The sequence below is a fragment of the Streptococcus gordonii genome, from assembly GCF_001553855.1.
Classification (GTDB): domain Bacteria; phylum Bacillota; class Bacilli; order Lactobacillales; family Streptococcaceae; genus Streptococcus; species Streptococcus gordonii.
In genome coordinates, this window is the sequence record NZ_LQWV01000004.1 from 1 (window position 1) to 25,302 (window position 25,302).

General features: G+C 40.3%; 26 protein-coding genes. 4 read left to right on the forward strand and 22 right to left on the reverse strand.

Going from position 1 to position 25,302, the window contains the following annotated elements; all coding sequences use genetic code 11:
- The 18 genes from AWH02_RS02305 to AWH02_RS02390 all read right to left on the reverse strand — a co-directional run.
- Positions 1-2,111, reverse strand: a 2,111-nt coding sequence (locus tag AWH02_RS02305) for an isopeptide-forming domain-containing fimbrial protein (RefSeq protein WP_236708891.1), incomplete at its 3' end; no start/stop codon positions are given.
- Positions 2,112-2,498: 387 nt separating this feature from the next.
- Positions 2,499-3,497, reverse strand: a complete 999-nt coding sequence (locus tag AWH02_RS02310) for a PhoH family protein (protein WP_060554092.1) — start codon at positions 3,495-3,497, stop codon at positions 2,499-2,501.
- A gap of 85 nt (positions 3,498-3,582) precedes the next feature.
- Positions 3,583-3,798: a YozE family protein gene (locus tag AWH02_RS02315; protein ID WP_008809076.1), complete on the reverse strand. Its 216-nt coding sequence runs from the start codon at positions 3,796-3,798 to the stop codon at positions 3,583-3,585.
- A 109-nt stretch (positions 3,799-3,907) separates the two neighbouring features.
- The gene (locus AWH02_RS02320) at positions 3,908-4,600 is read right to left on the reverse strand and encodes a phosphoglycerate mutase (RefSeq protein WP_008809077.1); all 693 of its coding nucleotides are present in this window, start codon (positions 4,598-4,600) and stop codon (positions 3,908-3,910) included.
- A gap of 161 nt (positions 4,601-4,761) precedes the next feature.
- A complete protein-coding gene (gene perR, locus AWH02_RS02325; protein WP_012000173.1) occupies positions 4,762-5,232 on the reverse strand; it encodes a peroxide-responsive transcriptional repressor PerR in 471 nt (156 codons plus the stop codon).
- A gap of 366 nt (positions 5,233-5,598) precedes the next feature.
- Positions 5,599-5,874 carry an HU family DNA-binding protein gene (locus AWH02_RS02330; protein WP_008809079.1) on the reverse strand — a complete coding sequence of 92 codons (276 nt, stop codon included), beginning with the start codon at positions 5,872-5,874 and terminating at the stop codon, positions 5,599-5,601.
- Positions 5,875-6,018: 144 nt separating this feature from the next.
- Positions 6,019-6,852, reverse strand: a complete 834-nt coding sequence (locus AWH02_RS02335) for a DegV family protein (protein ID WP_045501950.1) — start codon at positions 6,850-6,852, stop codon at positions 6,019-6,021.
- Between the two features lie 63 nt (positions 6,853-6,915).
- Positions 6,916-7,644 (reverse strand): metallophosphoesterase family protein, encoded by a 729-nt coding sequence (locus AWH02_RS02340; protein WP_060554037.1) that lies wholly within the window; start codon positions 7,642-7,644, stop codon positions 6,916-6,918.
- A gap of 37 nt (positions 7,645-7,681) precedes the next feature.
- Positions 7,682-9,340, reverse strand: coding sequence for a DNA repair protein RecN (recN, locus tag AWH02_RS02345; protein WP_060554038.1), 1,659 nt, complete (start codon positions 9,338-9,340; stop codon positions 7,682-7,684).
- A gap of 7 nt (positions 9,341-9,347) precedes the next feature.
- The gene (locus AWH02_RS02350) at positions 9,348-9,779 is read right to left on the reverse strand and encodes an arginine repressor (RefSeq protein ID WP_053794832.1); all 432 of its coding nucleotides are present in this window, start codon (positions 9,777-9,779) and stop codon (positions 9,348-9,350) included.
- Positions 9,772-10,587, reverse strand: coding sequence for a TlyA family RNA methyltransferase (locus tag AWH02_RS02355; protein ID WP_045501931.1), 816 nt, complete (start codon positions 10,585-10,587; stop codon positions 9,772-9,774). The genes AWH02_RS02350 and AWH02_RS02355 overlap by 8 nt, the downstream gene beginning before the upstream one ends.
- Positions 10,580-11,455: a polyprenyl synthetase family protein gene (locus AWH02_RS02360; protein WP_060554039.1), complete on the reverse strand. Its 876-nt coding sequence runs from the start codon at positions 11,453-11,455 to the stop codon at positions 10,580-10,582. Before AWH02_RS02360 ends, AWH02_RS02355 begins: the two co-directional genes overlap by 8 nt.
- Entirely contained in the window at positions 11,452-11,664 is a 213-nt protein-coding gene (locus AWH02_RS02365) for an exodeoxyribonuclease VII small subunit (RefSeq protein ID WP_060554040.1), read from the reverse strand. Before AWH02_RS02365 ends, AWH02_RS02360 begins: the two co-directional genes overlap by 4 nt.
- Positions 11,642-12,982: an exodeoxyribonuclease VII large subunit gene (gene xseA, locus AWH02_RS02370; protein WP_060554041.1), complete on the reverse strand. Its 1,341-nt coding sequence runs from the start codon at positions 12,980-12,982 to the stop codon at positions 11,642-11,644. Before xseA ends, AWH02_RS02365 begins: the two co-directional genes overlap by 23 nt.
- 155 nt (positions 12,983-13,137) lie before the next feature.
- Complete coding sequence (locus AWH02_RS02375; RefSeq protein ID WP_060554042.1) at positions 13,138-13,980, reverse strand: NAD(P)H-hydrate dehydratase; 843 nt, start codon at positions 13,978-13,980, stop codon at positions 13,138-13,140.
- 107 nt (positions 13,981-14,087) lie between these two features.
- Positions 14,088-14,861, reverse strand: a complete 774-nt coding sequence (locus AWH02_RS02380) for an HAD hydrolase family protein (RefSeq protein ID WP_060554043.1) — start codon at positions 14,859-14,861, stop codon at positions 14,088-14,090.
- On the reverse strand, positions 14,858-15,712 hold the full coding sequence (locus tag AWH02_RS02385) for a bifunctional methylenetetrahydrofolate dehydrogenase/methenyltetrahydrofolate cyclohydrolase (RefSeq protein ID WP_008809090.1): 855 nt from the start codon (positions 15,710-15,712) through the stop codon (positions 14,858-14,860). Before AWH02_RS02385 ends, AWH02_RS02380 begins: the two co-directional genes overlap by 4 nt.
- A gap of 133 nt (positions 15,713-15,845) precedes the next feature.
- Entirely contained in the window at positions 15,846-16,076 is a 231-nt protein-coding gene (locus AWH02_RS02390; RefSeq protein WP_008809091.1) for a DUF1797 family protein, read from the reverse strand.
- 253 nt (positions 16,077-16,329) lie between these two features.
- Here AWH02_RS02390 and AWH02_RS02395 point away from each other — a divergent pair, with 253 nt between their 5' ends.
- Positions 16,330-18,561 (forward strand): ATP-dependent Clp protease ATP-binding subunit, encoded by a 2,232-nt coding sequence (locus tag AWH02_RS02395; protein ID WP_060554044.1) that lies wholly within the window; start codon positions 16,330-16,332, stop codon positions 18,559-18,561.
- A gap of 80 nt (positions 18,562-18,641) precedes the next feature.
- On the opposite strand, the gene AWH02_RS02400 is transcribed toward AWH02_RS02395, so the two are convergent.
- Complete coding sequence (locus AWH02_RS02400) at positions 18,642-19,247, reverse strand: GyrI-like domain-containing protein (RefSeq protein WP_060554045.1); 606 nt, start codon at positions 19,245-19,247, stop codon at positions 18,642-18,644.
- 59 nt (positions 19,248-19,306) lie between these two features.
- Positions 19,307-20,197 carry a helix-turn-helix transcriptional regulator gene (locus AWH02_RS02405; protein WP_060554046.1) on the reverse strand — a complete coding sequence of 297 codons (891 nt, stop codon included), beginning with the start codon at positions 20,195-20,197 and terminating at the stop codon, positions 19,307-19,309.
- A gap of 158 nt (positions 20,198-20,355) precedes the next feature.
- Between AWH02_RS02405 and AWH02_RS02410 the strand changes: the two genes are divergently transcribed.
- Positions 20,356-20,799 carry an NUDIX hydrolase gene (locus tag AWH02_RS02410; protein WP_060554047.1) on the forward strand — a complete coding sequence of 148 codons (444 nt, stop codon included), beginning with the start codon at positions 20,356-20,358 and terminating at the stop codon, positions 20,797-20,799.
- Positions 20,800-20,906: 107 nt separating this feature from the next.
- Positions 20,907-21,206, forward strand: coding sequence for a DUF1827 family protein (locus AWH02_RS02415; protein ID WP_060554048.1), 300 nt, complete (start codon positions 20,907-20,909; stop codon positions 21,204-21,206).
- Between the two features lie 36 nt (positions 21,207-21,242).
- On the opposite strand, the gene AWH02_RS02420 is transcribed toward AWH02_RS02415, so the two are convergent.
- The gene (locus tag AWH02_RS02420; protein ID WP_060554049.1) at positions 21,243-21,680 is read right to left on the reverse strand and encodes a GNAT family N-acetyltransferase; all 438 of its coding nucleotides are present in this window, start codon (positions 21,678-21,680) and stop codon (positions 21,243-21,245) included.
- Between the two features lie 61 nt (positions 21,681-21,741).
- Between AWH02_RS02420 and AWH02_RS02425 the strand changes: the two genes are divergently transcribed.
- On the forward strand, positions 21,742-22,158 hold the full coding sequence (locus tag AWH02_RS02425) for a MarR family winged helix-turn-helix transcriptional regulator (protein WP_060554050.1): 417 nt from the start codon (positions 21,742-21,744) through the stop codon (positions 22,156-22,158).
- A gap of 137 nt (positions 22,159-22,295) precedes the next feature.
- Here AWH02_RS02425 and ileS read toward each other — a convergent pair whose 3' ends face one another.
- Positions 22,296-25,088 (reverse strand): isoleucine--tRNA ligase, encoded by a 2,793-nt coding sequence (gene ileS / locus AWH02_RS02430; RefSeq protein WP_060554051.1) that lies wholly within the window; start codon positions 25,086-25,088, stop codon positions 22,296-22,298.
- Positions 25,089-25,302: the final 214 nt, after the last annotated feature.

Below are 25,302 nucleotides of genomic sequence, written 5' to 3' on the forward strand. Positions count from 1 at the left end.
GGGGTGAATTCCCAGGTGCCTACGAAGTGTGCGTCCGCTCCATTGATGGTTTCAGACGGCTTGTCGTAGGACTTGAAGCTCCAAGTGCCTTCTGCTGTCTTAACCTCTGTTTTACTTGGTTGCGTTGGAGTCGCTTGGCTGCCATCTTTCAAGTCTGTTTGAGCTACTGGAAGCAGGTCCTTCACTTCTTGTGGAAGTTCTTTACCTGGAGTTCCACTCACAAACTCGTGTGTCGCCTTGTAGGTTGGCGCTGGAGTGAATTCCCAGGTGCCTACGAAGTGTGCGTCTGCTCCATTGATGGTTTCTGAAGTCTTGTCATATGACTTGAAGCTCCAAGTGCCTTCTGTTGTCTTAACTTCCGTTTTACTTGGTTGCGTTGGAGTCGCTTGACTACCATCTTTCAAGTCTGTTTGAGCTACTGGAAGCAGGACTTTCACTTCTTGTGGAAGCTCTTTGCCTGGAGTTCCACTCACAAACTCGTGAGTTGCCTTGTAGGTTGGCGCCGGGGTGAATTCCCAAGTGCCTACAAACTTAACATCCGCTCCATTGATAGTTTCAGACGGCTTGTCATATGACTTGAAGCTCCATGTGCCTTCTGCTGTCTTAACCTCTGTTTTACTTGGTTGAGTCGGGGTTACTTGGCTTCCATTAGATAAATTATTTTCTGTTGCTGGAAGCAGGTCTTTCACTTCTTGTGGAAGTTCTTTACCTGGAGTTCCACTCACAAACTCATGATGCTTTTCATAAAGAAGAGCAGTACTTACCTGATTAGAAGGAGCTGATAAATTATCAACATGCAATGTTACAGTGTTGTCGATTTTTTCAGAACCTTTTTCTTCTACCTTTTTGTTTGTAGCAGTTTTATATGTAATAATGATATCAGTCGAAGAGTTTCCTTTTAGGTATTCAGGTGTCATTTTAACAGTAACTGTTTGACCTGTCTTTTCAATCGTATAATCACGACCTTCTTGCAGCGTTACTCCACCTGATTCAACTTTAAGTTCTTTATAATCCAAACGCTCATCAAATTTTTGAACCATTTCAATAGATGAAGGGGCTGCTAAAATGTCCTTACCTGGAACCGGAACTTTAAAAGTAGCTTTATATGTTACATCTTGTCCTTCCTTAGCTGGAATCTCAGCTGGATCTACCTCAAGAACTGGTCGCGGATCAATCTTTTCAATATAAAGCCCAAATACCGCCGAGCAGGTTTCAGTTGATGAATAACCGAAATTCATACTGTTACTATTTGAACGAAGCGCTAAACCTGAAACGTTATTTTCATAGTAACTACCACCTGTTATTTGAGTAGCAATCCATGAAGTACGGTCACTTGCTTCTTCCTGTACCAAAACATTGGCATTGTTCATTAATCGAAGATTTACATCATTCTGATAGTTTTTAACGTAGAATGTTTCCTTCAAATTATTTGCATCAATCGCATCAATATCAGTTGGTTTCATGACTAATTTTAAGTCAGTCTCTGTTCCATCTGCATAGCGAATTTCTGCCGTAACATCAGCATCAATCCAAAATGCCTTATTCATGATGTAATCATGATTCGCATCCACATAAGGGACATTCCCAATTTCAAATGCATTGCTTTCCCACAATTCTGAGATTGAGAAAAATTCAACAGTAGATTTTTGAGCGCTATTCATCTCAGATTCTGCTTGAGCAGTGTTTAGATAGTGTAGGGTTACTTTATTGAAATTTAGATAAGCATCTACTTGCTTACCATTAACGGTTCCAATATTTGTGAATTTTAGAGAAAGAGGATTTTCAAAAACTTGATCCTGTTTTTTACTTTTATCTACTTTGAGAGTAAAGTTCTCCATCTCACCTGGATAGGCACCACCACTTAGATATTCATAATGGGGATTTGATAAATGAAATTGATCAACAGACTGTGATTTGGATAAAACACTGACATTGTTGATATTCAAATTAAACTTACGAATATCTAGGGTAGAGATATCCGTTCCATTTTTAATCTCTTCTAACGCAGCATAAGACTGAATTGGAAGAAGAAAAATAGAAAAAAATAAAACGATTAGGCCGATAAACGCCTTCGTCTTTCTACCAAAATTGGTAGCAAATCGCATCTTCATCCGACTTCTCCTTTTCATAATTTATCTCCATACTAAAAATGATCCGTATCCAATCATTTTTAATAGACATATTCACCACATTCTATCACAAAAATATTGTAAATGAAAGTAGCATCAAGAAAATAATTACTATTTTTTATTTTTCTATTCCTTCTCTCTATAATACATATATTAACGATATTATCATCTTATAAAAACAAAAATTTCGCCTTTTATACCAGATTTTTTACTGTCCGATTTTCAATTTTGTTGCACACCTTATTGCGCTAGATTTTTTCAATTCGTCTAACTCATAATTATATTTGGTAGTTTTTGGTCCTAATATTACGAATCAAATCAGACTAAAAATCGCAGAATAAAAAGCAGAAATCAATCTGCTCTTTTTCTTTATTCAGTTTCCTTCTCTGCTACTTCAGAGGCGTCAGATTTGATAGGATTTACCGGTTCATAAGCTCGAATAATCTGCGCCACCACAGGATGTCTAACCACGTCTTTAGCCGAGAAATGCACAAAGTCAATCTGAGAAATATTTTTTAATTTTTCCTGGGCATCAATGAGTCCTGATTTAACATTGCGAGGTAGGTCAACCTGGCTAATATCTCCATTAACAATCATCTTAGATTGGAAGCCCAGCCGAGTTAGAAACATTTTCATCTGCATGATGGTCGTGTTTTGCGCTTCATCTAGAATTACAAAGGCATCATCCAGCGTCCGACCCCGCATATAGGCCAGGGGAGCAATCTCAATGATTTCTCGCTCCATGAGGCGTGTCGTCTGGTCCTTGCCCAAAATCTGATACAAGGCATCATAGACCGGCCGCAGATATGGATCCACCTTTTCCTTAAGGTCACCAGGCAGAAAGCCCAGACTCTCACCAGCCTCTACCGCTGGACGTGTCAGGATAATTCGCTTGACTTGCCCTCGCTTGAGAGCTGTCACCGCCAAGGTCACCGCCAGAAAGGTTTTCCCTGTACCAGCTGGTCCTATCCCAAAGACAATATCATGATTCTTGACACTGTCCACATATATTTTTTGGCCGAGTGTCTTGACCCTAATCGGCTTACCGTAACTATCCTTGATGATTTCTTCTTCATAAAGGGCAACAAACTTATCAATCTCATCATTTTTGACCATGGTAATGGCTGTGACCACATCGGGCGTTCCGATGGTCATGCCACGATTGACCAAGACCAAGAGAGCTTGAATCACCTGGCGAGCCTCCTCACAGGAAGCCTCCGTACCTAAAATCTGCACAATCTCGGTCCGGGCATGGATGGTGACTTTCAATTCCTGCTCCATCAGACGCAGATGTCGTTCATTAGATCCAAAAAGGTGGAATGAGTCATCTGGATGGCTCAATTTAATTTCTATTGAATGTTCCTGCAAACAAAGAACCTCTCTCATTTGTATTTTTTATGGATTACCTCTATTATATCAAAGCAAGCCCAAAAAGACTATTTCGAACCTTTCTCTAATGCGCTTGATATTCCTCCCAAATAGCATCAAAGTCGCCTAGATTAAAAGGAAAATTAGCATGCTCTTCCAAGAAACGACTGACCTCATCAAAATCATCTGTGTGCTTGGGAAAAGCTGTATCTTGAAAAGCTAAATCTGCTAAAATCGCCTTTGGTTCATTGCTTTTTGGATTGCGCTCAGTCATGAGCCAACTATAAAATGATTTTCTCACATAAATCCTTTCTGTCGCAATTCTATAGAATTGCACATGCTTTAAATATACTGTCTATTATATCAAATAAATCAAAAACAGAAAGCCTAAGCCCCCTGTTTTCTAACTATTATTTTCCAAGGTAGTATTCTTTTACTACGTTTAATTTTTCGTCGAATTCAAATACCAATGGTGGGAAGTTAGGAATTTCCACACCCATGATTTCGTCATCTGACAATTGTTTGATGTGTTTTACAAGGGCACGGATAGAGTTACCGTGAGCTCCTACGAATACGTTTTTACCATCTTTAAGTGCTGGAGCGATTTTGTCTTCCCAGAATGGAAGGGCACGTTCCAAAGTCACTTTCAAGTTTTCAGCATCTGGGATAACTGAGTCGTCAAGTGAAGCGTAACGACGGTCAGTGTGTGCTGAGTATTCGTCATCACGAGGCATTGCAGGTGGCAACACATCGTATGAACGACGCCAGATGTGAACTTGCTCATCACCAAATTGTTCAGCAGCTTCAGCCTTGTTTTTACCAGTCAAACCACCGTAGTGACGTTCGTTCAAGCGCCATGATTTTTCAACTGGAACCCACAATTGGTCAGCAGCTTCAAGAGCCAAGTTTGTTGTTTTGATCGCACGTTTCAATACTGAAGTGTATGCTTGGTCAAATTCGATACCAGCTTCTTTGATCAATTTACCAGCGTCAATCGCTTGTTGTGTTCCTTTATCAGACAAATCAACATCAGCCCAACCAGTGAAAAGGTTAGCTTTGTTCCATTCAGACTCACCGTGGCGAGCAAAAACTAATTTTACCATTAGAAATTCTCCTTTAATTTTTGAAAACTGTCATACAGCTACCATTATATTTTACAAAATTTTTCCTTAAAAAGCTAGTCTCAGTAAGATATTTGTGATATTTTTAACCAGAATATTGGAGCTAGCAAAAAGGGAAAGCAGTCCCAACTTCCCCTCTATTATTAACTAGCTTCCTGCTGTCGGGCCACACAATCTGGACAGATACCATAGACCACCATTTGACTCTTAGTGATCTGATATCCCGTCTGGTCTGCAGCTTCTTGCTGAACATCTGGTAAATCTAAATCCATATCAGCAATCCGACCGCATTTTTCGCAGATAACATTAAGGTGCTGATGGCCCATAAAATCGTAATAAGTTGTAGTATCATTCCGGACCTTAAGCTCGGAGACAAAGCCCTCATCAATGAGAACCTTGAGATTATTGTAAACTGTTGCCAGGCTCATATTTGGAAATGCAGGCAGTAGAGCCTGATAAATCATATCAGCACTGGGATGATCGTGGCTTTGGATAATAAAATCAATCACAGCCTTTCGAGTCTCTGTAATACGGACTCCTTTTTCTCTCAAATGTTTCAGTACATCTTGATAGTATTCTTTATTCTGGTCCATATGGTGTTTATGTTCTTTCATATTCTTCTTCCCTATTCTTACTAGCTACCTACATTATATCATGTATTAGCTATCTTGACTATTAAGAATGATTGTAAATAAGAATTTTTATCAATAGGTTTTTTACTCTCTATCATTAATCTGACTTGGAATATTTTTATTAAATCATTTAATTGCAAAAAAGCATTGAAAATAATTGAACATTAAAAGTAGTTATCTTTCAGATTCTATAGCTATTATATAACTACTTACACACATCACTCAAAAATAGACGTACATATTGTTAAACTATTAAACAGATAATCTCCCCAACTTTGCCCCAAAGCAACAAAAAAAGCCTATTGCACAACGTCAAAACGTTGATACAATAGGCTTTGAAAATCAAGATTATTTAACAGCGTCTTTAAGTGCTTTACCTGCTTTGAAAGCTGGAACTTTAGAAGCTGCGATTTTGATTTCTTTACCAGTTTGTGGGTTGCGACCTTTACGAGCTGCACGTTCACGAACTTCGAAGTTACCAAAACCGATCAATTGAACTTTTTCACCTTTTGAAAGGTATTCAGTTACAGCAGCAAATACTGCATCAACAGCTGCTGCTGAGTCTTTTTTAGTCAATTCTGTAGCTGCTGCTACTTTTGCAATCAAATCTTGTTTGTTAGCCATTTAACAAATCCTCCAAAAATTTTATCGGGTAATGAATACCCTAACATGTACTATCATAACTTAAAAACGTTTTTAGGTCAAGCCTAAAACAACGTTTTTACAATTTTTCTAGGCTGATTTCCTTTGATTTTTCTTATTTAATACTTAGCGGTATCGAATTAAAATTGCCCAAGCATTTTCGCCAGTATGCGTTTGAATAATCGACCCAGTTTCGAGTACAGAAATTGATTTTTCAACAAACTTTTGCAATCTTTCTTTCATTTCTGTAGCATAAGCAGGAGTTCCTGCATAGGAAATGCCAATTTCTTCTATATCTACATTCGTCAACTTATCCTCCAGCTCATTCAACCATTTTTTAAAGGTTTTATCCCCTCGGCCTTTTACAATTGTTTGGAGCTGGTGATTTTTCATTTGCATCACTACTCGGATATTAAGCAATGAGCTGATTAAGCCAGTCACCCGACCGATTCGCCCACCCTTAACCAAGTTCTCAAGAGTCGAAACACCAATATAAAGTTCGGATTTTTCTTTTACTTCTTCTATTCTTTGTAAAATCTCATCCAATTCAGCACCATCTTTAGCTAGTTTAGCAGCCTCTACCACCTGAAATTTAAGAGCCTGATCTGTAAAAGAGCTATCAATGATGGTCACATCTGCATTAGCTAGAGTAGCGCCCTGCCTTGCTGCTTCAATAGTACCAGACAAAGCATGTGACATATGAATAGCTATGATATGATCAGCTGTTTCTGCCAGTGTTTCAAACACCTCAGCAAAGACTCCCACCGGAGGCTGACTCGTTTTTGGTAAATTCTTACTTTCCTTCATCAGGCGTAAAAATTCACCCTCTTTTAAATCCGAATCTGAATAAACTACACCGTCAACCATGACAGAGAGCGGAACAATTGTGATATCTAAATCTTTTACAACTTCTGGTTCAATCGTGATGGAAGAATCGGTTACAATTTTTATTTTTGCCATTTTTTCCCTACTTATTGCATTTATTGTTTTTATTATATCAAAATAATTTCATTTTTGGAATGGCTAACCTTCTGAAGAACATTGGTCATTTCTTATAAAGTGATGCTCTTTAATCCCCGAATCATCCAAAAGTAGTCCGTGCAAGACACCACCATAGACAGCACCGCCATCCATACCAATTTTCCCATCTGATGTCTGCCAAAGTTGGCTGATTCCAGGTTTTTCATGGAAAAGATAGAAAGTTGGTGTATGGCCAAAGACTATCGTCTTCCCTGTACGATTGTCTCCTTCATGGAAAGGAGCTCGAATCCAGACTTTTTGATAGTCTGAAGTATCATGCCAATCATCCAGGTCTAATTCAATCCCAGCATGAACAAAAATATATTTATCTGTCTCCAGCACAAAAGGCATTTTACGGATAAATTCAACTAAATCTGGTGCCTTTTCTAAAACAGCTTGCGCATCCAATACGGCATCAACAGGAGCATCCAAAGGCCGTCCCAAAATAGAATTAATAGTTGTATCCCCACCATTTCGGCGGTAATGGTCATAAGACTTAGCTGGATTATCCAACCAAGTCAGAAACATAAACTCATGATTTCCTGATAAGCAAATCGCTCCTTGCTGATTTACCAAGTCTCTAACTTTCTCTAAAACAGCTCGGCTATTTTCCCCACGATCAATCAAATCACCTAAAAAGACCAGCTGAGAATGACCATCCCACTTTTGCAATAAGTCATTTAGCATGTCATACTTGCCATGAACATCCCCAATAACAAAGTAATCAGTCATCTTTCTCCCCCTCTTGATCAAAAGTACTTCTGCAAGCCTATTTCTTTAATAATTCACGCGCCTGGCTCAAAGCGGCTTCTGTTACATTTTCACCAGCTAACATCTTAGCAATTTCTTCCACTCGCTCATCGAAGTCCAAGAGACGAACAGTTGAAACAGTAGAATTTTCATCAGAAATTTTTTCAATAAAGAATTGCTTGTCTGCAATGGCAATGACTTGTGGCAGATGAGAGATTGCTAAAACCTGACCATTACTGCCAATCTTATGGATTTTTTGTGCAATAGCTTGGGCTACACGACCCGAAACTCCTGTATCAACTTCGTCAAAGACTATACTAGTCTTTCCTTCTTTCCGAGAGAAAGCTGATTTAATTGCAAGCATCAGACGAGATAATTCCCCACCTGATGCAACCTTAACTAAAGGCTTAAAGCTTTCTCCAGGATTAGTTGAAATATAAAACTCAACTTGCTCATTACCTTCACGGTTAAACTTGCTCTTGTTAAATTGAACTTGAAAATTCGCTTTTTCCATATAGAGATCTTGCAGTTCCTGCTTAATCTCCGACTCAAGCTGTTTAGCCAACTCATGTCTTGCTTGGCTAAGCTGTCCAGCAAAATTTACCAAACGCTTTTCTAAATCTTTAAGTTCTGCCTCTAAATCTTCAGAAGATGAGTGACTGCCTGTCAGTAGCTGGTACTCTTTCGATATTTGTGAAAAATATTCTAAAACATCATCTACTTGGCCACCATATTTACGAGTGATACTGTTAATCAAATCTAAACGACTTTCAACCTGCATCAAGCGGTTGCCATCAAAATCTAGGCCATCTAAGATATCCTCCAACCGTTTAGTCACATCTTCCAGAACGTAATAGGTCTCAGAAAGACTAGAAGACAATTCCTTGTATGTTGGGTCATATTCTTCAATAGACTCCATATCGTTCATAGCTGAACGCACATTAGCCAGACTAGAAAAATCCTCGTTATCCAACATAGCGTATGCATTGGTCAAGGTATCAGCAATCAGCTTGTGATTGAGTAAGCGATCACGTTCTTGGTGGAGAGCTTTGTCTTCACCAGTTTTCAAGGAAGCACTATCAATTTCAGCCATCTGAAATTCTAGCATTTCAATGCGAGCCTTATGCTCCTCTTGATTTTTATGCAAGGTCAGAACTTGTTTACGAAGCTGTCGATAGTGATCAAAGGTTTCTTGATAGAAGGCTTTCAAGGCAACGAAATCCTCATCTCCAAACTCATCCAGCATGGCTATATGAAGCTGAGGACGCATTAATTCTTCCTGATCATGTTGGCCATGAATATCTACTAAATGTTGACCAATAGCCTTCAAAACTGATAGGTTAACTAACTGTCCATTAACCCGGCTGACGCTACGGCCATTTTGCAGAATTTCTCGGCGGATAATAAGTTCATCAGTCAATTCCAAGCCCTGCTCTTCAAAAATTGCTTCTAAAGTTGAGCTATTTCCCAATGAAAACAATCCTTCAATTTCAGCCTTAGTAGCTCCATGACGAATGACATCAGTAGTAGCACGGCTACCCAGCATCATATTCATAGCATCAATAATGATGGACTTCCCTGCCCCAGTTTCACCGGTCAGGACCGTCATCCCTTGGTCAAAATGAAGAGAGATTTCTTCAATAATAGCAAAGTTTTTTATAGAAATTTCTAATAACATGGCTTTCCTACCAATTCTCGATAACGTCTAAAATTCTTGAAATGTCTTCTTTATCTTTAAGAATCATCAAAATACTATCATCATCTGTGATAATACTAAAAATTTTTTCTGAGAATGCTTCTGTGATCTGTCTTTTAATGACAGCTGTGCTTCCAGGAACCAAGTTTAGATTGATCATATTTCCTAAGGAGCTAGCTTCTAGAATTGTATTCTCAGCTAACTTTAAACTACTGCTCATCGACTTGGGAATTTCATAAATATAGGTGTTGTTCTTCAGTGGAGTTTTTACAATCCCTAATTCCTTGATATCTCTAGAAACCGTCGCCTGTGTTGCCTTAATTCCTGACTGTCTTAAATAAGTAACAATCTCCTCCTGCGTACCAATCTCAAAATCATTGACAAATCGTCTAATCTTTTCTAGTCTTTCTTTTTTATTCATCCTTAAATTCCTTATGCGCTGCCTCAACCACTGGACCGACTAAGTCTGCTACTAGATTTTGGGGTTGAGCTTCTTTTTTTAAATGAGCCAAAAATTCAACATTGCCGTGCCCCCCTTGAATAGGAGAGTAATCCAAGCCTTTGACAGAAAAACCAAGTTCTACCATAAAGGAAGTGACCTTTTCTAAGACCGCTACATGGACTTTTTTGTCTTTGACGATGCCATTCTTACCAATCTGTTCTCGACCTGCTTCAAACTGAGGTTTTATCAAGGCAACAACCTGCCCTTCTTCAGCCAAAATTTCTTTCAAGGCAGGTAAAATCAAACTCAGAGAAATAAAGCTGACATCAATGCTAGCAAACTGCGGTATTTGTTCAAAATCAGCTACTGAAGCATAGCGAAAATTAAACTGTTCCATACTGATGACGCGCTGATCCTGCCTAAGTTTCCATGCTAATTGATTAGTACCAACATCAACAGCATAGACGAGACTTGCACCGTTTTGCAGCATAACATCCGTAAAGCCACCTGTCGAGGCACCAATATCCAGCGTTACTTTTTCTTTCACTGAAATCCCAAAAGCTTGCAAGGCCTTTTCTAATTTTAGTCCACCACGGCTGACAAACTTCAATTTTTCGCCTTTAAGTTTTAGTTCGGTTGTATCATCAATCTTTTCACCTGGCTTATCAAAGCGCTGACCGTTGATAACTGACACAACTAGGCCAGCCATCACCCCCCGTTTTGCCTGCTCTCTAGTTTCAAAAAGCCCTTGTTTAAAAGCTAGAACGTCTACTCTTTCCTTAGTCATATAATCTCAAACTTTCTATGATTTTCGTGAGACTTTCTCCTGAGAAGGGGCGATTCTGAGCGATCTCCTTCAGTAAATTTTGAGCCTGATCTAAGACTTGATCCAAAGTCTCCTTTGCCTTTTCTAACCCTAAAAGAGCCGGATAGGTAGACTTAGCTGCAACCAAGTCTTTTTGAGGTGTTTTACCCAATTCTTCAAAGCTTGCTGTCACATCTAAAATATCATCTCGAACCTGAAATGCTAAACCAATCAACTCACCAATCTGGCGAAGTTTAGCTTGGACTCCTTCATCAACCTGCGCCAGCAATCCTGCTGCTACAAAAGGAAAGGCTAAGAGTTTGCCCGTTTTGTAAGCGTGAATAGCCTGAAGTTCTTTCAAATCAAGCTGACAGCCTTCCCCTTCCATATCGAGGGCTTGCCCCCCAACCATACCGAAGGTACCAGCTGCTTGCGATAGTTCCATAATCAAATTCACCTTAACCCGGCTCGGTAATTCTGCTACAGCTATCAAGCCATATGGATCTAAAAAGAGAGAATCCCCTGCTAATATAGCCGTGGCTTCACCAAATTTTTTATGATTAGTCAAACGCCCACGCCGATAGTCATCATCATCCATTGCTGGTAAATCATCATGAATGAGACTTCCAGTATGAATCATTTCCAATGCAGCCGCCACTTGAAAATGTGCAGGCTGAAGAGACAATCCAAATGCCTCAACTAGCTCTAATAGTAGCAAAGGTCGAATCCGCTTGCCACCTGCCTGAACAGAGTAGAGAATGGATTCTACCAAGGAATCTGACACTGCTTGCTGACTATAATAGTTAGCGATTGTCTGGTCTATCTGTCTTATTTTTTCTTCCTGGTTCATTCCATTTCCGTTTCTGTACCATCTGCCTGCATAACCTTAACTAAGGTCTTTTCTGCCTTGTCTATACTAGCCTGGAGTTCCTTTGAAAGCTTCATCCCCTTTTGAAATTCCGCAATCGCCTCCTCCAAGGCTACATCACCATTTTCCAGCTTTTGGACAATAACTTCCAAGTCTGCTAAATTTTCTTCAAATTTCTTTTCTTTGGACATGTTTTACCTCTACTTCCAGCTGCCCATCCCGCATAAGCAGGGTCAGCTCATCTTTTTCTTCAATGCCTGCGCTTGACTCGACAACCTTTTGATTCTTTTGAACAATAGCATAGCCACGCGCCACGATTCGACTGGTATCTAGCATAAGTAAGGCCTCGGACAATCTCCTGACTTGTGCCACCTTGTTATCATAAATGACCGCCATGTTGCTGCGCAGCAAACGCTCCAGCTGGACAGTCTGCTCCCGAAGACGCTGAACGCGACTGAGCGGATTCAATGCTTCCAAACGATGCTGCAATATTTTGACCCGTTGCTGCTCTTCACTATAATATTCGCGAATTTTTTGCTTCAGTCGTAGGTTGAGTTGGTCTAACTTCTGCAGATGACCATCGTAAAGCCGCTCTGGCTGTCGGAAGATAACCGACTGGGTCAGTTTATTCAGGCCCTCTCGATAATAGCTCAGGCGATTGGAAATCGCTCGTGACATGCGGTTTTCCTGCTGCTGCAGGTGTCCCAGCAGGTCTAGCTTGGTGACCGGTGTTGCTAGTTCGGCCGCAGCCGTCGGAGTCGCAGCCCTGCGATCTGCTACAAAGTCCGCCAAAGTCGTATCTGTCTCATGGCCGACACTAGAGATAACAGGAATCCTAGACTCAAAAATAGCTCGAACCGTTTCCTCTTCGTTGAAAGCCCAGAGATCTTCGATAGAACCGCCACCTCGACCAATAATCAGTACATCCAAATCCGACCTCTCATTGGCCAATCTGATATGGTCAGCAATCTGCGCTGCAGCACCATCTCCCTGCACTTTTGTCGGATAAAGAACAATCTCCACTCCCGGAAAGCGACGGCTGACCGTCGTGATAATATCCCGAATAACCGCTCCGCTGGGACTAGTTACAACACCGATTTTCTTAGGAAATTGGGGAAGAGACTGTTTGAATTTATCTTGAAAAAGACCTTCTTCTCCCAGTTTTTTCTTAAGCTGTTCAAACTGAATAGCCAAAGCTCCGATACCATCCGGCTCTGCCTTCTCAATGATGATAGAATAAGAACCGCTCGGCTCATAGAGCTGTACCCGGCCAATCACATTGATTTTCATTCCTTCTTCCAGCTCAAAGCCCAACTTCTGGTAGACGCCAGACCAAATCGTGACCTGAATGACGGCATTTTCATCCTTTAATGAAAAATACTGATGATTAGGTCGTCTGCGGAAATTAGACACCTGGCCTGTTAGATAGACCCGTTCCAAATAAGGATCCCGCTCAAACTTCATCTTCAGATACTTGGTCAAGGTCGAGACCGACAAATACTCTGGCATGTCCTTTTCCTTTCTTATCTAGTTTTTACATAACATTTATTATAACAAAAAACTGTATAAAAAACCGATTTCAAAACTTAAAAAATGCCTTTAAAAATAAGAAAAAACTGGGCGCCTTAAAATGGAACCCAGCATGCTTAAAAACTAAAAACAATCTACTGACTCATCTCCTTCATCCACTTTGGAATGTCCCTGCTGATTGTCGTTGGCAGGACGACATAAGCTTCCTGACTTAGTTCGTCAGCGATAAATGAATGAAGAAGGGTTGCAGCCGCCACTCGCTCAAAGAGGCTGCTTGACTTAAACTGACCTGCAAAAGCGGCAATCATACCAGCCAGCGTATCCCCCATTCCGCCAGTTGCCTGATAAGGTCCGCCTACTGTCAACTCAAAGACCTGCTCTTGTCCACTTTGATAGATGGTCGTTCCATGCTTTTTCTGCACGACAATAATGCCCAGAGGCAGCTGATTGACCGCCGCCTGATTGGCTGCTGCCGTCTGATCTGACAAGCTCAAACCCGATAAACCTTCCCACTCCTTCTGGTGGGGAGTAAAAACTGTTTGGGCTTTTGGAAATGGCAAAGCTGTTTTGCTAAAGAGTGAAATGGCACCACCATCCATGATGAGTATCTGCTGCTCGGTCACAGTACGGACAACTTTTTTTAAGACATCTAGTCCTAGTTGATTCTCCGCCAAACCAGGACCAATCAAGACTAGATCTGATTTAGCCAGCTGCTCTGTCAATCGGTCTTGCTCTTCTAAGTCAAAGGCCATGGCCTCTGGTAAATGACTGTGCAGAGGGGCAATATTTTCTCTATCTGTAGCAACGGTCACCAGACCTGCTCCACTATTGACAGCCGCTAAAGCTGCCATGATGATGGCACCCCCATAAGGATAGATCCCCCCAATCAGTAAGAGACGGCCATAGTCCCCCTTGTGACTATCCAAGGGACGTTTCCTAATAACTTTTTTTAAAATATTTTCAGCATTATTTGACATGATATTCTCCTAGACCAACTTCATCCTGTACTGGTCTCAAGATGACCAAACCTATCTTCATTATACACCAAAAGGCACCTAAACAGGTGCCTCGTATCGCTAGAAAGTTATTTTTCTCGGAAATCTGCAAATTTTTGTAAGATTCTTGCTGCGACTGCCTTGGGTAAATTTTCCTGAAAAGCAACCTGCTCATCCGCATAATCGCTCAAGCCTGGGAAATCTCCAACCTGCACAGCATAGAGAGAATTCTTAAAGAGCTGGATATCATTTTGATCATTACCAAAAGCCACATAATCCGAACCGCATAATTCCTTTACAGTTGAAGCTTTATTGGTTTCAGCCGGATTGATATAAAAACATTTCTCATGCTCATGATAGTCTAGACTCAGGTTGGGCAAATTTCCAAAACGAGCCTGTAAATCCTCTAAAAGTTGCTCATGATTACCCATGTAAATAACAAGCTTAATAGGATGCTGGAGTTCAGTCAGTTCCAGCCGTCTTGCCCGATTGAGAGGATCTACACTGGCAATAAAAGGGATTTTTTCTAAAATCTGGCCGCTGTAGTCAAAAGTATTATCAACGAAAAAAGGCAAATTATAGGTCAAACAAGTATCTAGAATGGCTTGATAACTCGACTGATGCAGCTGGCGCTCAAACATCAGCTGTCCCTTCTGATAAGCTACTCCGCCGTTCAGGCCAATCACTATCTGCTGACTCAATTCCGGACCTAATAGTCCCAGACAATCTCGATAGGAACGCGCCGAAGCAAACAGAACTTCATGCCCAAACTGAGGAGCCGTCAGCAGAACCTGCTTAATCTCCTCATCAATCGTCGTATAATCAAAAGAAAGGGTCCCATCCAAGTCAAAAACAAATTTCATGATTCAAAACTCCGTTTAAAGGCTTGGTAGGTCTGCTCCATCAGCATAGTAATAGTCATGGGTCCAACACCTCCAGGTACTGGTGTAATCAGACTAGCAATTTCAGCTACTTCATCAAACTTAACGTCGCCAATCAGCTTGCCATTTTCATCTCGATTCATACCGACATCAATGACAACAGCTCCTTCCTTGACAAAATCCTTAGTTACAAAATGTCCACGACCGATAGCCACGACCAAGATGTCTGCTCGCTTAGCAAGCTTGGCTAGATTGTGAGTCCGAGAATGTGTCAGGGTCACTGTTGCATTCTTAGCCAAAAGGAGCTGAGCCATAGGCTTACCGACAATATTGCTTCGCCCGATAACAACTGCTCGCTTACCTTCTAGTTCAACGCCATATTCATGAAACATTTCCATAATTCCTGCTGGAGTAGCTGGAATCATAACCGGATGGCCACTCCATAGCTTGCCCATATTAAGCGGATGAAAGCCATCTACGTCTTTATCTGGATCAATGGCCAGCAGAACTGCTTCATCATCAATATGATCTGGCAAGGGCAACTGAACTAAAATCCCATGCCAGTCAGGATTTTGATTATAAGTTTCAATCAAGCTCAAGAGCTCTTCTTGGCTGGTCTCTTCTGGCAGACGTTCTACCTTACTCCGAAAGCCAGCAGCCAAGGCTGAGCGTTCTTTATTACGTACATAAATTTGACTCGCAGGATTATTCCCCACTAGAACCACTACCAAACCAGGAGTCTGTCCCGTTTTCTCTTTCAACTTAGCAGTCTTTTGAGCCAACTTTCCTTGTAACTTTTCGGCCAATGCCTTCCCATCAATTAACTCAGCCATTTCTCTCCCCCTCTTCATATAACTGTGCCTTCTATTATATCAAAAAACGCCTTAATTCCCCTATACATTTTCCTTATACCAGATTATAGTCTAATCTTTTGACTAAAAGAAAAAGCACCTCAGTGTGTGCTTCTTAGTATAACAATTCATAGATTTCCATTGCAATTAAGTCAATACTATCAAATGTAAAAGTTTCACGCGCGGCTACATCACGAAGCGTGAATACAGAGCCATTTTCCTCATCATAACTGTAAGCGACTTCAGCAACAACAACACCATCACGTTCAAAGTTGCGTTTTAGACTACCACCATCGCTTGCCATACTTTCTAATCGATTAATAATTCTTACTAAATGTGATTCCATTTTTAGTTCTCCTATTTGCTTTATCGTTTCTATTTTACCATAAATAGAAAGTGAACACCTAATAAAAGTTTAACTTTTTGTGATTTTTTAACGAAATTTGTTGGACAAAACCAATTATTTAACAAAACAGACAGTCATTTTAACGCTTTATTCTTGCAATGCTAGAGAATACTGTTATAATGAAAATATAAAGTTTGACTATTTTTGACCAAATAATTTTTACTTTATAATTTTCCAAGAAAGAGGTAAAAATATGCTTTGCCAAAACTGTAAAATCAATGAATCTACCATTCATTTATATACTAATGTTAATGGTAAAAAACAACAAGTCGACCTCTGTCAAAATTGCTATCAGATTATGAAAACCGATCCAAATAACTCTCTATTTGGTGGACTGACAAATATGAATAATCATAACATGGATCCTTTTGATGATTTCTTTAATCATCTAGGAAATTTCCAAGGGCCGAAAGATCCGACACCTCCAACTCAGTCAGGTGGTAGTTATGGAGGGGGCAACTATGGTCCTGGCTCTAACAACCAGCGTCCTCAGTCAGCTTCCAATAAACCAAAAGGTCTTTTGGAAGAGTTTGGTATTAATGTTACAGAAATTGCTCGACGTGGTGATATTGATCCAGTGATTGGACGGGATGATGAAATTCGTCGTGTTATAGAAATTCTCAATCGCCGAACTAAGAACAATCCAGTCCTTATCGGTGAACCTGGTGTCGGAAAGACTGCTGTTGTGGAGGGCTTGGCTCAAAAAATAGTCGACAGTGATGTGCCTCAAAAATTGCAAGGAAAAGAGGTTATTCGGCTTGATGTTGTCAGCCTTGTTCAGGGAACTGGTATTCGCGGGCAATTTGAAGAACGAATGCAAAAACTCATGGATGAGATTCGCAATCGCAATGATATCATTCTCTTTATTGATGAAATCCATGAAATTGTTGGAGCTGGTTCTGCGGGCGATGGGAACATGGATGCTGGAAATATTCTCAAACCTGCTCTTGCTCGAGGTGAACTTCAACTGGTTGGAGCTACTACTCTCAATGAATATCGTATCATTGAAAAAGATGCAGCTTTAGAAAGACGGATGCAACCAGTCAAAGTAGATGAACCAACCGTAGAAGAAACGATCACAATTCTAAAGGGTATTCAAAAGAAGTACGAAGATTACCACCATGTTCGCTACACAGATGAGGCTATTGAAGCCGCAGCCATCCTATCTAATCGTTATATTCAGGACCGTTTCCTTCCTGATAAAGCTATCGATCTTTTGGATGAATCAGGCTCTAAGATGAACCTAACTCTCAATTTTGTCGATCCTAAGGAAATTGATAGACGCTTGATAGAGGCTGAAAACCTTAAAACCCAGGCCACTCGTGATGAAGATTATGAAAAGGCAGCCTACTTCCGTGACCAAATTGCCAAATATAAGGAAATGCAAAATGCTAAAATAGATGAACAAGATACTCCTATCATCAGTGAGAAGGAGATCGAAGCTATTGTTGAGCAAAAAACAAATATTCCAGTTGGCGATTTGAAGGAAAAAGAACAGTCTCAACTTATTCATTTAGCCAGTGATTTGAAGTCTCATGTCATTGGGCAGGATGATGCAGTTGATAAGATTGCAAAAGCCATCCGTCGTAATCGTGTGGGATTAGGCAGTCCAAACCGGCCAATCGGAAGTTTCCTTTTTGTTGGACCGACAGGCGTTGGAAAAACTGAACTTTCCAAACAATTGGCCATCGAACTTTTTGGTTCTGCCGATAGCATGATTCGTTTTGATATGAGTGAATACATGGAAAAACATAGCGTTGCCAAACTTGTGGGAGCACCTCCAGGCTACGTTGGCTATGAAGAAGCAGGACAGTTGACTGAACGTGTTCGTCGTAATCCATACTCACTCATTCTCTTAGATGAGGTGGAAAAAGCTCATCCAGATGTCATGCATATGTTCTTACAAGTCCTAGATGATGGACGTTTGACTGATGGTCAAGGTAGGACAGTCAGCTTCAAAGATACCATTATTATCATGACTTCCAATGCAGGAACTGGCAAAGTGGAAGCTAGCGTTGGCTTTGGTGCTGCTCGAGAAGGTCGGACAAATTCTGTCTTAGGTGAGTTAGGTAACTTCTTTAGTCCAGAATTCATGAATCGATTTGATGGTATCATTGAATTCAAGGCATTAAGCAAGGATAATCTCTTACAGATTGTGGATCTAATGCTGGAAGATGTTAATAATCGACTCGCTAGCAACGATATTCATCTAGATGTAACAACCAAAGTCAAAGAAAAATTGGTTGATCTGGGCTACGATCCTAAGATGGGGGCACGACCACTCCGTAGAACTATTCAGGATTATATCGAAGATGCTATTACGGACTACTACCTAGAACATCCGACAGATAAGGATTTAAAAGCAATTATGACTAGCAATGGCAAGATTATAATTAAGGGTAAACAAAAAGCTGAGCTTGATTAAACAACTGACATCAGCACAAGCTCAGATTAATGATAGAGAATTAAAATCTCCAGTCTAACATTTTAGGCTGGAGACTTCTTTTATTCTACCTGGTAGCGAAGGATCGTTTTCAACTTATCTGGAGAAGTTCTGTTAAGATTATTTAAGTATATTTCTCTATGAAAAGGAAATCTTCTGTTCAGGGAATTTTCTTTACAAAATTCATCCATTTTTGCAAAAGAAAGGGGTTCACTATCAAAAGAACCAAGGTGAAGCATGGTCAAACATTTTCCTTCTTTGATAGTCTCAAAACGAATCTTTTCATAATGAGCATTTGGTTTTTTTACCTTAACTTTCTCAAGCGCCTCTTCTACCATTTCTTTACTGATAAAACTTGGCTGGGCAATCATAATAGTATAAATCAACTCTTCTTTGACCAGTTCTCCTTGCTCTTTTTGCTGCCAAATCCCCTCAAGAGGATAAACCGTAAAGTCTTGAAATTCTTGATTGGCATGAGATTTTTTATAATCCATTTTTATAGCATAAGCCAAAGCATAGAGAGCTGAAACTTCTTCTGCAAAACCAGGAAGATTGGGATTCCCTGTCCCATCAAGCATGATAAAGGACTGTTCAGGAACCTCAACTACTTTCGGACTCGCCTTCACACCGTATAAGCTTTTCTCTGCTTTTCTCCATTCGTATTTCATATGTTTACTCCTTTCTTCTTTCTATCTATAGTATAGCAAGAAAAACCTGACAGGATCTGTCAGGTTTTGTATTTTTGTGAAATAGTTTTAACAATTTGGGCAAGCTCTTGGCGAACTTCAAGTGGCTCTAACACCTCAACACTATCCAAAAAAGATAAAAGATAAGAATACAAACTACTGTGTTTTGGAAATTCCGTTTCTACTAGTAAATTGCCATCGGGGTCCTGTCTAATTTGACCAGAAAATTCTTCATAGACACGAAAAGCCTGACTTTTGTCGAATTTTAATGTAAGGCTAACAAGTTCTTCCTTCACCTTCTCTTTATTGATGGCCAGTTGGACTGTTTTTCTTTCAAATGTTTCCGGCAATATCTGACATTGACTGACTCTGCTTAGTTTAAAAAGGCGAAAATCTTGCTTCTTCCTACAAAAACCATATAGATACCAAGCCTGACTTTTAAACACCAACTGCAGAGGCTCAACTATTCGAGTTTCTTCTTTCTCCTGCCCCCTATAGAGGAAACTGATCAAGCATTTTTGGAAAATCGCTTGTTTGACTATGTCAAAAAGATCTGCTTGATATTTCTGATTTCGCCAATCAGTAAAATCAACACGAATCCAGTTTTCTGAGCTTGCTTGAAAGAGACTTTGTAACTTCTCTAGAGCTTGGCTTTCACCTTTTAAAGCCTCCAATCCCTGAAGTGATAAGAGTACATCTTCTCTTTCTGCTTCTGATAACAGGCTTTTATCCAAAACGAAAGAATCCATTAGAAAAATTCCGCCACCTTTTCCCTGGTTACAGTATATTGGGACACCTGCTCCACTTAGGCGGTCTATATCTCGATAAATTGTCCGTACTGATACTTCCATTTTCTGAGCAAGTTCTGGAGCAGTGAACCTTTCTTTTTCTAACAAACAATATAAAATTCTAATTAAACGATAAGTTGTCATAAATCCACTTCCTTACTTTAGAACTATTGTATCACATCTCAAAGTAATAGATAAAAAAGATAATTCGCCCACTTTATTTTTAACTTTCCTATACAGTAAACCTTGACAGGGAGCGCTTTCTGCCTTATGATATTAGTAAAAGAAGGAAAGGATTCAACATGACAATAGCGACATTTGGACAAAAAAAAGAAGGCGTTGAATACAGTCATCGATATGGTGTTTACGCAGTCATTCCTAACCAAGAAAATGATAAGATCATCCTTGTTCAGGCTCCTAATGGGGCTTGGTTTCTTCCAGGAGGAGAAATTGAAGCAGGTGAAGATCACCTATCTGCCTTAGAGCGGGAATTAATAGAAGAATTGGGATTTACCGCTAAAGTTGGAAAATATTATGGTCAAGCGGATGAATATTTTTACTCAAGACATCGAGACCGATACTTCTACAATCCAGCTTACATTTACGAAATCACTTCATTTGAGCAGTCTCAAAAACCACTAGAAGACTTCAATCAACTTGCTTGGTTTCCAATCGATGAAGCAATTGAAAAACTAAAAAGAGGGAGCCATAAATGGGGTGTAGAGATGTGGAAAATGGAGCATTAAGCAAAATAATTCTGCCAATTTTTTCATCTATAACTTCGTAGGATATTTCACAATTCATCGCATAAGTGTTATAATTAATAGTAGATCATCATACAGGAGGAGATCTTATGAAGCTTATCAATACAACTAATAGCCATGCGGTTCTCATTCAAAGTCAGCTTGAAAGTACTGATGCCACTTTAGTTGAGACATACTCAGCTGGCAATACCGATGTTGTCTTTACCCAAGCACCCAAGCATTATGAAATACTGATTGCAAATACACACCGTGCAGTGCGTGAACAAGAAATTGAAAAAATTCGTGACTTCTTCTTCAAAAGAAAAATAGATACAAAAGCGATTGATACTGCCGGGATTCAAACAATCTACGCAGACAAACTCATTGAAATTTCAATTCCTTTAAAATAAGCTTCTAAGCTTATTTTTTTATCCTTTTATAACAACTTAATGTGCCTTATAAACCATGGTAACATGGGGTGTTGATTCAAAGATAAAGTAACGACCAACTTCCTCAAATCCATATTTCTTGTAAAGCTCAACAACTTGTTCCTGTGCCTCAATTCTAATTACCTTTCCTGCCCATTTTTCGGAACATAATTGCAAGATTTCTCTGATAAGCTTTCCTCCTAAGCCTTGTCCTCGAGCATACTGGGCTGTAACAACTCGACCAAAAACTAGATGTTCACCCTCCTCAAAGACACGAGCATAAGCTTCAATTTCTCCGTCTTTATTAGTATGGAAAACATGCACGGCTTCTAAGTCCTTGTCATCCAGTTCATGATAAATGCGCTCCTGCTCCACCACAAAGGTATCGATGCGCAGTTTTAAGATTTGATAAAATTCTATCGGATTCAGCTCTGTCAATTTTTTCCTAAACCACATACTTGTTTCCTATATCTTTTTAATGTATAATAAATGCAAATGCAACTATTAAGGAGTTCCTATGGATTACCGTCAACTTTTTCGACAAATGGGATTTATTTCCAGACAAGCCATGATGAAAATGAATCAGAAAGCTAGTAACTACGGCCTAGACAATAATTTGTTTCTACTGCTCATTCGCATCGTCGAAAATGAAGGGCTCAGCCAATCGCAACTGGCAGAGATGGTTCAGATTGACAAGACTACTCTCAGCCGCTCTCTCCGAAAACTGGAAGATAGAGGCTTGATTATCAAAAAGACCAAAGCTCAAAATAAGAAGTTCAAAGAGCTCTATCCTAGCAGTCAGGCTCTCAAACTCTATGACCAACTGATTGGCTTTGAAAATAGCTACGCCAGTCAGGCGCTGCAGCAACTGACCTCTTCTGAACTCTTTCAGCTCCAAAATATTTTATCTAAAATAAGCACTCCTAGATTATAATCTAGTATAGCATACCATGGTTGCAGATGCAACTATAGATTTTATTCCATTATCCAACAATATAAAATAGGATTAGTTTACATAAAAACGGCTTGCCACTTAAGGACAGAGCCGTTTTTATTTTTTAAAGAAATTACTTATTTTGTTTCAAATCCTTCTGCGACAGCGTCTGCAAAGTTTTCTTCTACGATGCTTGCACAGTGGTCACAGATAACTGCATGGTAACTGCGTTCAGCAGTAGTTGGATCGATACGACGGCAACGGTCACAGACTTCACCTGCAGCGCGTTTAACTGTAAAGGCTACATCTTCGAAGCTAACGGCACCTTCTGGAGCTGTACCTTCAGCGATGGTCAATTCTGACACGATCAAAAGTTGAGCCACATTGCTATCCACTGCTCCAAGAAGAGTTTTCACAACTTCGTTTGGATAAACTGTCAAGTGTGCTTCAAGCGATTTCCCGATAACTTTTGCATTACGAGCTTCTTCCAAGGCTTTTTGAGCTTGTCCACGGAAATCCATGAAGGCTGCCCAAGTATCCAAGATCTCTTCTTGGTTGGCAAAAGTTTCAGCTTCTGGTAATTCTGACAATTGAACGAAGTCTTCAGCTTCAAACTCAAGATATGACCAGATTTCTTCTGCAGTGTGAGGAAGGATCGGTGTCAAGAGTTTCGTGATTTTCACAAGAATGTCATAGAAAACAGTCTGCATTTGACGGCGTTCGAGTGATTTGGCACCTTCGATGTAAACAACGTCTTTGGCAAAGTCAAGGTAGAAGGCTGACAAATCAACGTTGATAAAGTTCACCAAGGCCTTGTAGATGGTTAAGAATTCAAAGTTAGCATAAGCATCACGAATGGTCTTGACAAGTTGGTTAAAGCGAACAGTCATGTACTTATCAACGGAACGAAGGTCATCGTAAGCGACTGTATCCTCAGCCGGATTAAAGTCAGATGTATTAGCAATCAAGAAACGAAGAGTGTTACGGATCTTACGGTAAGTTTCAGAGACTTGGCTCAAGATATCCATTGAGATACGCACGTCGTTGCTTGAGTCAACACTTGTTACCCAGAGACGCAAGATTTCCGCACCAAATTGTTTTTCAACATCGCTTGGAGCAATGGTATTTCCAAGAGATTTAGACATCTTTTCACCTTTACCATCAAGGGCAAAACCTTGTGACAAGATTTGTTTGTAAGGCGCTACGCCATGGTTAGCAACTGATGTGATAAGTGATGAGTTGAACCAACCACGGTATTGGTCAGAACCTTCAAGGTAAAGGTCTGCTGGATATTTGAGTTCTGGACGGTTGACCACCACTCCATTCCATGAAGAACCTGAGTCGAACCATACGTCCATGATGTCCGTTTCTTTCTTGAACTCGCCATTTGGTGAACCTGGATGGCTAAATCCTTCTGGCAAGAGGTCTTTGGCTTCACGTTCCCACCAGATAATAGACCCGTGTTCCTCAAAGAGTTGAGCCACGTGCTCAATCGTTTCAGCTGTCATGATTGGTGTCCCGTCTTCTGCATAGAAGATAGGAAGTGGAACTCCCCAAGCACGTTGACGAGAGATAACCCAGTCACCACGATCACGAATCATGTTGTAAAGACGAACTTTACCCCATTCTGAGTGGAACTTCACTTTTTCAATTTCATCCAAGATTTCTTGGCGGAATTTTGATACAGAAGCAAACCATTGTGGCACTGCACGCCAGATGATTGGTTTTTTCGTACGCCAGTCAAATGGGTATGAGTGGGAAATTTCTTCTTGAGCAAGGAGTAAATCGCCCAGTTTTTCGATAACAGTTGGAACAACCTTGTCATAGAACTGACCTGCAAAGTCAGGACCGGCATTTTCCATCATGATACCGCGTTCGTTAACTGTTACAGCAACTTCAAGACCATTGGCAACACCGACATTGTAGTCGTCCTCACCAAAACCAGGGGCTGTATGGACAATACCAGTACCAGAGTCAGTCGTAACGTGGTCACCAAGGATTACCAACTCATCTACAGCCGTATCCCATGGGTGGATAGTCACAATGTGGTTCAATTCTTGACCACGGTAAGTCGCCAAGACTTGAACATCAGCCCAGCCAAATTTCTCAGACAAACTATTCAACAATTCTGAAGCAACCACAAACTTACGAGATTCACCAGCAGGTTGTACCAATACATAATCAATATCTGCTCCAACTGTCAAACCGCGAGAAGCTGTGATGGTAAATGGAGTTGTTGTCCAGACAACGATATAAGTATCTGTATCAAGCACACCTTTTCCGTCTTTGACGCGGTTAGCATAGTAAAGGGACGTTGAAATCAAGTCATGGTATTCAATTTCCGCTTCTGCAAGGGCTGACTCAGATGACCATGACCAGTAAACTGGCTTAGCACCGCGGTAGATATAACCTTTTTTAGCCATTTCACCGAAGACACGAATCTGAGCCGCTTCATAGTCCGGAGTCAAGGTCACATAAGGATTTTCCCAGTCACCAGAAACACCCAAACGTTTAAAGTCTTCACGTTGTTTATCAACTTGAGAAAGAGCGTACTCGCGGCAAAGTTTCAAGTACTCAACCAAGTCCATTTCTTTGCGTTTAACACCTTGTTTTGCCAAGACTTGCTCGATTGGCAGACCATGTGTATCCCAACCGGGGATATAAGGAGCGTAAAATCCAGACATAGACTTAGAACGAACAATAATATCTTTAGAAATCTTGTTCATCGCGTGTCCAACGTGGATATTTCCGTTTGCATACGGAGGTCCATCATGCAAGGTGAAATGCGGTTTCCCTTGGTTCAATTCTTGACGACGTTGGTAAAGTTTTGCTTCTTCCCATTCTTTTTGCCAAACTGGTTCTTTAGTTGGAAGACCAGCACGCATAGGAAAGTCTGTTTTTCCTAGATTGAGGGTTTCTTTAAGTTTCATTGTTACTCCTTTAATTTAAAATTGACAAAATAAAAACCACGATTCGCAAAAAGGACGAAAATCGTGGTACCACCTTTGTTTAGATAGAAAATAGCTACTACTATTACTATCCCTCTTTTTCCGTAACGTGGAAGAAACGTCGCATTTTACTAATTTCAAATACGATATTGTAAAATGATAAATCAACTAATAGGGATTGCAAGTCTTGCACCAT

Coding starts and splice junctions, on each gene's coding strand:
- AWH02_RS02320 (WP_008809077.1), bottom strand. CDS start 4,600: ATGGTAAAATTAGTTTTTGCTCGCCACGGTGAGTCTGAATGGAACAAA.
- perR (WP_012000173.1), bottom strand. CDS start 5,232: ATGAAAGAACATAAACACCATATGGACCAGAATAAAGAATACTATCAA.
- AWH02_RS02330 (WP_008809079.1), bottom strand. CDS start 5,874: ATGGCTAACAAACAAGATTTGATTGCAAAAGTAGCAGCAGCTACAGAA.
- AWH02_RS02335 (WP_045501950.1), bottom strand. CDS start 6,852: ATGGCAAAAATAAAAATTGTAACCGATTCTTCCATCACGATTGAACCA.
- AWH02_RS02340 (WP_060554037.1), bottom strand. CDS start 7,644: ATGACTGATTACTTTGTTATTGGGGATGTTCATGGCAAGTATGACATG.
- recN (WP_060554038.1), bottom strand. CDS start 9,340: ATGTTATTAGAAATTTCTATAAAAAACTTTGCTATTATTGAAGAAATC.
- AWH02_RS02350 (WP_053794832.1), bottom strand. CDS start 9,779: ATGAATAAAAAAGAAAGACTAGAAAAGATTAGACGATTTGTCAATGAT.
- AWH02_RS02355 (WP_045501931.1), bottom strand. CDS start 10,587: ATGACTAAGGAAAGAGTAGACGTTCTAGCTTTTAAACAAGGGCTTTTT.
- AWH02_RS02360 (WP_060554039.1), bottom strand. CDS start 11,455: ATGAACCAGGAAGAAAAAATAAGACAGATAGACCAGACAATCGCTAAC.
- AWH02_RS02365 (WP_060554040.1), bottom strand. CDS start 11,664: ATGTCCAAAGAAAAGAAATTTGAAGAAAATTTAGCAGACTTGGAAGTT.
- xseA (WP_060554041.1), bottom strand. CDS start 12,982: ATGCCAGAGTATTTGTCGGTCTCGACCTTGACCAAGTATCTGAAGATG.
- AWH02_RS02375 (WP_060554042.1), bottom strand. CDS start 13,980: ATGTCAAATAATGCTGAAAATATTTTAAAAAAAGTTATTAGGAAACGT.
- AWH02_RS02380 (WP_060554043.1), bottom strand. CDS start 14,861: ATGAAATTTGTTTTTGACTTGGATGGGACCCTTTCTTTTGATTATACG.
- AWH02_RS02385 (WP_008809090.1), bottom strand. CDS start 15,712: ATGGCTGAGTTAATTGATGGGAAGGCATTGGCCGAAAAGTTACAAGGA.
- AWH02_RS02390 (WP_008809091.1), bottom strand. CDS start 16,076: ATGGAATCACATTTAGTAAGAATTATTAATCGATTAGAAAGTATGGCA.
- AWH02_RS02395 (WP_060554044.1), top strand. CDS start 16,330: ATGCTTTGCCAAAACTGTAAAATCAATGAATCTACCATTCATTTATAT.
- AWH02_RS02400 (WP_060554045.1), bottom strand. CDS start 19,247: ATGAAATACGAATGGAGAAAAGCAGAGAAAAGCTTATACGGTGTGAAG.
- AWH02_RS02405 (WP_060554046.1), bottom strand. CDS start 20,197: ATGACAACTTATCGTTTAATTAGAATTTTATATTGTTTGTTAGAAAAA.
- AWH02_RS02410 (WP_060554047.1), top strand. CDS start 20,356: ATGACAATAGCGACATTTGGACAAAAAAAAGAAGGCGTTGAATACAGT.
- AWH02_RS02415 (WP_060554048.1), top strand. CDS start 20,907: ATGAAGCTTATCAATACAACTAATAGCCATGCGGTTCTCATTCAAAGT.
- AWH02_RS02420 (WP_060554049.1), bottom strand. CDS start 21,680: ATGTGGTTTAGGAAAAAATTGACAGAGCTGAATCCGATAGAATTTTAT.
- AWH02_RS02425 (WP_060554050.1), top strand. CDS start 21,742: ATGGATTACCGTCAACTTTTTCGACAAATGGGATTTATTTCCAGACAA.
- ileS (WP_060554051.1), bottom strand. CDS start 25,088: ATGAAACTTAAAGAAACCCTCAATCTAGGAAAAACAGACTTTCCTATG.